The organism is Nocardia takedensis NBRC 100417, assembly GCF_000308695.1.
GTDB classification, from domain to species: Bacteria; Actinomycetota; Actinomycetes; order Mycobacteriales; family Mycobacteriaceae; genus Nocardia; species Nocardia takedensis.
The window spans coordinates 1-8,341 of the sequence record NZ_BAGG01000221.1 but is presented as its reverse complement, the minus strand read 5'-3'; the positions used below and the strand labels follow the sequence as shown (position 1 = coordinate 8,341).

Below are 8,341 nucleotides of genomic sequence, written 5' to 3'. Positions count from 1 at the left end.
ATTAACTGGACAGACCCGGGAGGCGGGTCGGTTCGATGAGGCGATCGGCTTGTTCGAGCCGCTGCTCGCCGACTGTGAGCGGGTTCTGGGAGCCGAACCTTCGCTCACCAAACGGGTTCATGCCCTTCTCACAGGGATCCGGGAGTAAACACACTGATTGCTCGAAAGAGTCGAGGCAGACTGACCCGTAAGAGGTCATGATGCCGAAATCCTCTGCGCCGTCGTTGCGACGGAAGGTGTGTGCTCGGCTGCGTCGTAGTTGGTGAACCTGCCCATCGTCGGTTCGCCCACTGGGAGAGTGCGAGTATTCCTGTACCGCTTCGTGAGACGGCTTCCTGGATTGTGGCGATGTGTCCATCGTCGACTCAGTGGTTGGCTGCGGCTGATTCGGAGAGTCTGGCGGTGCACAGCGCATTGGTGAGCTCCGACGAGGTCCGTCGACTCACCGTCGAGAAACTGCTGGAGCGTGCCGCGCGGGTTGAACTCGGCGACACGCGATGGCGTGCAATTGGCCGAGGTGTTGGAGGGCGAGTCGGCGGCAGCGACTCAGGACTGGGACACCCTGCTTTGCACTGGATTTACCGAGTCGGGGCTGGAATGATCGGTGTCACACTTTGTCAGTGGGAGGTCCGCCTGTCAGGGCGGTCGGTGTAACCGGTGGCGGTGCCCACACGGTTGGTCGCGGTGTTGTCGACAGGGTTGGCGGTGGCGGTCGATGTGGCGACAGGGATGCGCTTTTGGAAAGGGCGTGGGGCGTGGCTGCGCTGACGGTGGGCGTGTTCGTGGTGCCGCCCTGGATCCAGGTGGTGCGATCCTCGTCTGCGAGGCCGAGGTCGACTGTCGGTGTGAATGTGCGAAGGGGGAGTGTTGGCCGTGACCTTCGACTGGGGCGTATACGAGGACGTGACTCTGGGGTGCATGCGCGGCGGGTGGAGGTGGGTTCAAGACATGACCTCGTCGATGCGACAACCGACCGATCCGATGGCGGCATGCTGGCATGAGTGAGCGTGAGCACTCCAATGAAGACATGATCGCAGACCTGCACCGAGTGAAGGTCGGTCGTGACCTCATCATCAACCAGATCAAGTACGCCGTTTACGGGGCACCGCCGTCAACGACACCGTTGGCGGCGGAACTGACAGTCGTGGGTGCGGTACCTCGGCGGGCGCTGTATTTCATCGATCGCGCGCAATCGGCCCAACTGCGTAACACGTTGCGTAACAATGGTGTGGCGGTGGTGGTGTGCGGTATGCGTGGTGCCGGTAAGACTCAAGTCGTTGCCGAATTCGTCCGGGCAGTGATCGACACCGGTGGACCCGGGTTGGTGGGCTGGGTCGGCGCGGAGAGCCGTGAGAGCACCTTATCCGGGTTGACCGCAGTGGCGACCGCGTTGGGGGTGGCCGATCCGGAGGGTGATTCGCTGATTTCGGCGAGCCGGTTACGAGATCACCTCAACAGCCGATCCGAGCCGGGGGTGATGGTGTTCGACAATGCCACCGACCCCGACTTTCTCGATGAATTTCTGCCCAGTGCTGGCGTGACGCGGGTCGTGATCACGAGTACGGACCGCGCGTTCACTCGGTTCGGCGAAACTATCGACGCTGGTGAAGGTTTCGAACGCCACGAATCGGTGCGCTACCTCGGGCAAGCCACCGGACTCGATGATCCCGAGGGTGCCGACGCGGTCGCCGGGGATTTGGGAGACCTTCCGCTGGCACTGGCCGCAGCGGGAGCAACGATGGTGACCCGAGGTCTCGACTACCGCGACTATCGGAAGAAACTGGCAGGTCAGCTGTTGCCAACGGCGTTGCCGAGGCAGCGTGGCCCCGGCCATCGACTCGCTGTGAATCAGGCATTGGGCATGGCCATCGATACCGTCACCGCATCCACCGACGACAGCGAAACCGCTGGAAAAGTCGAGTGGTTGCTGGGGGTGATGGCATTGTTGTCGACGAGCGGTGTCGGAGCCGCCATGTTGCCGGACCTGACTGGGCGGACAGGCGCGGCGGTCGGGCGGTGCGTGGAAGGATCGCTCGTAGCGTGGTCGGCGACCGGTCGCAGATTGATGATGCATCGCCTGATCGGGCGGGTGATCCGCGAACGCGCCGACACCGCCGGAACCCTAGCCGCGCTCGCCGCAGCAGCGGTCGAGGTGCTGACGCCACATTTGTTCGATGAGGACGAGGCATTCCAGCGACGGATTGAAGGTGCGCTACTCGTCGACCACATCGAAACGCTGTGGACCGTCATCGAAGATCGGGCAGACATCGGTGCCGACACCGTCGCGGCTGTTCTGAGCATGCGCCGCTGGGCAATCACCCACCTGACCGAGGCATCCGACCTCAATGAGGCGATTCACTTGGGCGAGCGAAGCCACACCGATCACCGACACTGCTTGGGAATCGACCACCCAGACACGTTCACCATTCGGGCCAGTTTGGCCTACGCCTACCGGGAGGCGGGGCGGGCGGCCGAGGCCCTCCCGCTCTACGAGCGCACTCTTGCCGATAGACTGAGAGTTCTTGGGCCCGAACACTCCGACACCATCGCCTCGCGCGTCAGCCTCGCCTTTACATACCGGGAGCTCGGTCAACTCACCGAGGCGATCTCGTTGTTCGAGCAGTTGTTCGCCGACTGTCGGCGTGTTCTGGGCGATGACCATCCCAACACTCTGCTCACACGCAGCAACCTCGCCGTAAGCTATCGCGCGGCTGGACAGTTTCACGACGCGGCCACCCTGCTCGAGCAGCTACTCGACGACTGCACGCGCATTCTCGGTCCTGACCACCCGAACACCCTCAATACCTCCCACAACCTTGCATATACCTATCAAGAAGCAGGACGGATCGCTGACGCTATTCCGCAGTACGAGCGCACCCTCGCGGATAGGTCGCGAGTCCTGGGATACGAACACCCCGACACGCTGATCTCCCGCATGAGCCTGCCGTATGCCTACCTCGCCGTGGGGCGCGTCGATGAAGCAATCAGCCTCTTCGAACAAACACTCACCGACCAGCAGCGAATCCTGGGCGACGCCCATCCGGACACCTTGAGCTGCCGAAATACTCTCGCCTACGCATACAAGACGGCAGGGCGGCTCGCCGAGGCGATCCCGCTCTACGAGCGCAACCTTCTCGACCGTCAGCGGGTTCTGGGCGAGGACCACCCTCAGACCCTGATCTCTCGCCAAAACCTTGCCGCCGCATTTCGACAGGCGGGTCGTGTCGAACTGGCGATAACATTGGACGAACACAACCTCGCTACTCGGCAACGGATCCTGAGCGACGACCACCCGCACACCTTGGAGTCCCGCAACAGCCTCGCTGCAGACTATTGGGCGGCAGAGCGTAGTACCGAGGCCATCACTCTCTGGAAGAAACTGCTCGTCGACTGTGAGCGAATCTTCGACGACGACCATCCCCTGACCAGCCGTGTACGGGACAACCTATCCGCGGCCCTGAAAGGTGACAGCGACGGAAGCGCGGCGTCGCCGCGGCTTCGATAAGCGAAGTGCTTCACCGCGGAAGCGCGCCGTTCTCTCGGCGAACTCGCCCTCCAAAACGGTAGTAAGGCGGGCGCACGCCGGACAGTTCGGGGTTGAAACCTTGGGAAGGGAGATTCTCCGTACACCACCCACTTCACGCGATCCGATGTGTGGTGCCGCTCAACGGTCGACGTCGGGTCGTGGGGGATTGTCGGGGAGTTCTCGCAGGTATCGCTCGAGAGCTTCGTGCCAGAACCGGTAGACCGCGCCGGATTGGCGCAGCAGTCGGCGACGGTGCGCTTCTTCGAGGAAGGGGAGCAGGGGGCGGGGGAGCTTCTGTTGCCAGTCCAGGCGCATGAGCAGGGCCCACCGGCCCCAGGCGTTGTTGGTCACTCCGACGGCGATGCCCACCACCAGGCCGTAGACGAGTGCGCCGAGGATGCCGACCCAGGACAGGCCGGTGACGAACACGGTGGTCACCGCGTAGGTCACGGCGTTGGTGATGCCGTAGTAGAGGAAATCGGTTCGGCTGTTGTCGATCATGCGGGCGGGCATCGCGGGTTCGTACGAGTCGATCGGGGTGCGCGGCCCGTAGACGAAGACGAGCAGGATCCCGTAGACGAGTCCGGCGAGCAGCCACCAGCCCCACCAGCCGACCGGCCGGTTCAGCACGATCGCGACGACGGCGAAGACGAGGCAGCTCAACGCCGCACCGCCGCTGGCGATGGCGATTTCCGTCACCAGGGGCTTGCGATTGGGTTGTTTGAAGATCGCCTGGATCAGCGAGGACGGCACACCCGCGAAAAGGCCCGCGAGGATCAGCAGCAGCCAGCTCCATCGGCCCAGAGCGGGTTCGGTGTGCGACACCAGTAGGTAGCCGACACCGGCGGCGGTGAGACCGTAGATCGGCGCCTTGAACATTTCGTAGACGGTGTTGCGCCTGCCCGCGGCGCTGTAGAGGTCGATCTGGACCGGTCGCTCGGTGGTGAAGACGTAGGCGTAGGCCGCGCCCGCCGCGGCGCAGAGCAGGGCACCCAGCGCGATGCCACCGAACGGCGGCGCCACGTTCAGGACGGTGGCGCGCCCGCCGATCGCGTATCCCACGGCGGCACCCATCAGCGCGGCGATGAGGGCGAAGACCAGCGCCTGCCATCCCCGCTTCATCGTGGCGGCCCCGAGCGACCACCATTGCAGCTCACCGTCCACGGCGTGCGCGGCCAGGTAGCGTAGCCACCGAGTGGCCGATTCGTGTTCGTATCCTCGCCTCGGCCGTTCTTCGTCGTCGTAACCGAGTGCGGTGTCATCGACATGTTCGGGGAAGGCGACGTCGAGGAGGCTGTCGAACAGCCTGCTCTCCAGTTCCTGCCTGCTGGTCCACTTGGTTCGGACCAGTTCTCGCGGGTCTTGATGCGCGGCAGCCGAGCCGTACACCATGTGGGCGAGCGCGACCATCAACGGACTGTCGAGGACGGAACCGACCACCTCCGTGTCCGGATTGTTCTCCAACTCGTCGATGACCAGTTCCCAGAGCGCCGCCTTGTCCGGGACGTGGGCGGCGGCGGGCAGGTAGTCGCGGATATCCCCGGTGGTCAAAGGTTCGAGGTCGATCGCCCATGCGCGAAGCAGTGGCGATTTCATCGCGACGGCGGCGGCGTACTCGTCGCGTCGGCCCGCCAGGATGACGGGCATCGATGAATCCGCGTTGAGCATGCCGAGTGCGGTCGCGCGGTGGGAGGGGAGTTGGAACTCGTCGAGACCATCGAGAATCGGAAGGATTCGTCCGGCGCGGAACAACAGGAGAACGTCCTCGATTCGGATGCGTGGATGGTCTCGATTGATGATCGTGGCCATCCACTTCTCGAACTTCACCTTTCGCGGATTCCAGGATGCGATGTTGAGCACCACCGGAACCCGCTCCGGGACGGTCTCGCCGTTCTCGGGGCCCAGTATCTCCAACGCGAGATACCTGACGAGTGAACTTTTTCCGGAACCGATCTTGCCCATCACCACCAGACGGCCGGAACCGATGCGCCGATAGGTCTCGGCGATCTGATGGAACTGTCCGTTGTGCAGCATGGGGTCGTCCTCGACGGGGACCTGGGTACGTTGCGCCATCAGATGCGCGTCGGCCGCATGCCAGCGCACTTCGAGCAGCGGTGGGAAATCCATCCGCCAACGCCGCGACTCGCCTTGCAACTCCCGGCGCACGCTGTACGCGAGGGCTTTCGCGAGAACTTCGTGCGCGCGAGTTGTGCTGGAATCGGCAGTTGACCTGTTCGGATTTTCGCCTTCGGGATGCGTGCTGTCGGCTCGGTCGTGGTAGGTGTTGTTGACGATGACATCCCGACCGGCGAACACCCGGTTCATCCAGGTGCTGCCGGACCGGGCGTCGTCGCGGCGAGTTTTTCTCATCAGTGCGTACCGTCTCTGCGGCGGAGGTCGATGTCCTCGAAAGTCATGTCCGCACCCGACCGCACCCGGCGTGCTCTGACACCTCCGGCGCGTACTCCCTTGACCCGTATCTCTCGTCCCGCTTTCACGTTTCGTAGATCGACGCCGAGGACGGGCAGTGAGACATCGGCGGGCGGGGACTGCGCACGCTGCACCCACAGCGATGTCACGAAGATGCCCACAGTCAGCAGCCCGACCGCGACCCATACCCACATCGAATGACTCCCGCCGGTCGCGTAGTTCACCGCCACCGCCAAACTCGTCGTCATCACCGCGGTTACCGCCGTAGGCAAGATCACTCGCGACACGACGCGCCTTGAAGGCACACCAACCTCCCACACAATCGGGGAATCGATTCTGACAGTCCCCAACCCGAAATTACAGCCGATACCGCCGATACCGATCTTCGGTCCTCGAACGTTACAAATCCACTGCTACGCAACCTATTAGCAATCTGGTCGGTCTGTCAGAAGGGGGGTGTCCCTATGGTTTTCGTCAAGCTGCCGGGGACTCGGGGACTCGGTAGCGCTGCTTGGTTTTCAGCATCGCGTAGAGGACGTCGCAGCGTCGCCGGGCCAGGCAGATGAGAGCGGCGTTGTGTTTCTTGCCCTCGGCTCTCTTTCGGTCGTAGTAGGCGCGGCTGGTGGGGTCGTGCAGGGCGGCGAACGCGGACAGGAACATGGCGCGTTTGAGCTTGTGGTTGCCCGATCGTGATGGGAACTCGCCGCGGATCGAGCTGCCTGATCGGTGGGTGATCGGGGCGATGCCGGCGTAGGAGGCGAGGTGGCCGGCCGAGGCGAAAGCTGTGCCGTCGCCGACCTCGAGAAGGATGCGAGCGCCGGTCCTGACTCCGATGCCCGGCATCGAGGTCAGGACCTGGGCAAGAGGGTGATCGGCCAGCATTTCCGCGATATCCGCGGCGACCTGTTGCCGTTGCAGCAGAATGGTTTTCAATGAGTCGGCCAGTTTCGGCAGGACGCTCTCGGCGGATCGGGAACCTGGAACGACAACGGTTTGGGCGGGTAACGCGGCCAGGATTTCCTCGACCAACCGGGTGCCCATCCGGGGCGCGTGTTTGGTCGCGATGGTGGTGAGTTTGCGGCGGCCCGCGGCTCGGATTCCTTCAGGACCGCCGCATCGGGACAGAATTTCCAGGACGGCCGGGTGGGCGACGCGTGGTCCCAGGACGCGTTCGAGGGCCGGGTGAATGCTGGTCAGCATGCCTCGGATGCTGTTGCTGGTGCGGGTGGCTTCGCCGGCGAGGTCGTCGTCGAAGCCGACGAGGACGCCGAGTTCGGTCAGGGTTTCGTCGCCGGTGTCGACTCGGCGCAGCGTGTGGGGCATGGTGCGGGCGGCGTCGGCGATGATGTGGGCGTCGCGGGCGTCGGTCTTGGACTGGCCCGGGTAGAGGTCGGCGATGCGGCGCATCGACAAGCCGGGCAGGTAGGCGATGTCGTGACCGCAGGCGCGGGCGACGGTGACCGGAAGGGCGCCGATGGTGTTGGGTTGATCGACAACGATCAACAGTCGGCCGCGGCCGGCGAGTTGGTCGAACACTGCTCTGAGCCGGGATTCGTCGTTGGGCAAGGCTTTGTCGAAGAGTCGTTGGCCGCTCGGGTCCAGGCCCACGGCGTGGTGTTCGCCCTTGCCGACATCGATGCCGCAGAACACGGCGTATGCCTGTGTCACTTCGTGTTTCCTCGTCGAATGAGAAACCGCTGACGGAGACGGTCACCGATCGAAGCGTCGACGCCCGGCACCCACGTTACGAAGAGACCTGTGTAGCGGCCCTGTCCCCATCAGCGGTCCGTCGACGCCACCGGTACCCGGCGACACCACCCCCCGGATCATGCGTTCGACTGGGGGAAGTAGTCATACCGGGCCCGGTGACCGTGGGCCTGAGGTCAGACCCACGAAGAAGGTAACGGGGGCAACAGGTCCGTATGCGCGGTATCGGGCACCGGATGAGAATGCCTGTGTCGGATCGGCGACGTCGGTCGCGACGGGTTCAGAATCGCGAGATCGTGCCCGCCACCTACTCCACCGTCGCGGTGACGTGACCCCGTTGGTTCGTTCCGGGTGATATGTGAGAGTCTTCGTAGCCCATGAGCTGGGCAGGAAGGCTCGATGAAGCGATGGCGACTCGTAAGCGGCATACCCCTGAGCAGGTGGTCCGGAAGTTGACCGAGGCCGATCGGTTGTTGGCCGAGGGCAAGGATGTGGCCGAGGTGTCCCGCGTATTGCAGGTCACCGAGGCCACCTACTACCGGTGGCGCAACCAGTTCGGCGGGTTGAAGGCCGACGACGCGAAGAAGCTGAAGGACCTCGAACGCGAGAACGCCACCCTGAAACGGCTGTTGGCCGAGGCCGAGCTGGAGAAGGCGGCGCTGAAGGAGATCGCCAGGG

General features: G+C 63.9%; 4 protein-coding genes. 2 read left to right on the top strand and 2 right to left on the bottom strand.

Annotated elements, in window-relative coordinates:
- The first annotated feature begins 997 nt into the window (after positions 1-997).
- Positions 998-3,505 carry an FxSxx-COOH system tetratricopeptide repeat protein gene (gene fxsT, locus ON30_RS28350; protein WP_083911738.1) on the top strand — a complete coding sequence of 836 codons (2,508 nt, stop codon included), beginning with the start codon at positions 998-1,000 and terminating at the stop codon, positions 3,503-3,505.
- A 159-nt stretch (positions 3,506-3,664) separates the two neighbouring features.
- Here fxsT and ON30_RS28345 read toward each other — a convergent pair whose 3' ends face one another.
- Together ON30_RS28345 and ON30_RS28340 are read right to left on the bottom strand one after the other, a co-directional pair.
- Positions 3,665-5,896 carry a hypothetical protein gene (locus ON30_RS28345; RefSeq protein WP_040712178.1) on the bottom strand — a complete coding sequence of 744 codons (2,232 nt, stop codon included), beginning with the start codon at positions 5,894-5,896 and terminating at the stop codon, positions 3,665-3,667.
- A gap of 534 nt (positions 5,897-6,430) precedes the next feature.
- Positions 6,431-7,624, bottom strand: coding sequence for an IS110 family RNA-guided transposase (locus ON30_RS28340; protein ID WP_040712177.1), 1,194 nt, complete (start codon positions 7,622-7,624; stop codon positions 6,431-6,433).
- A gap of 446 nt (positions 7,625-8,070) precedes the next feature.
- On the opposite strand from ON30_RS28340, the gene ON30_RS28335 reads away from it, so the two are divergent.
- The coding region (locus tag ON30_RS28335) for a transposase (RefSeq protein ID WP_040712180.1) at positions 8,071-8,341 on the top strand (271 nt) is incomplete at its 3' end.

Bases quoted from the DNA above. Each gene is read 5' to 3' on its own strand.
- fxsT (WP_083911738.1), top strand. From the start codon at position 998: ATGAGTGAGCGTGAGCACTCCAATGAAGACATGATCGCAGACCTGCAC.
- ON30_RS28345 (WP_040712178.1), bottom strand. From the start codon at position 5,896: ATGAGAAAAACTCGCCGCGACGACGCCCGGTCCGGCAGCACCTGGATG.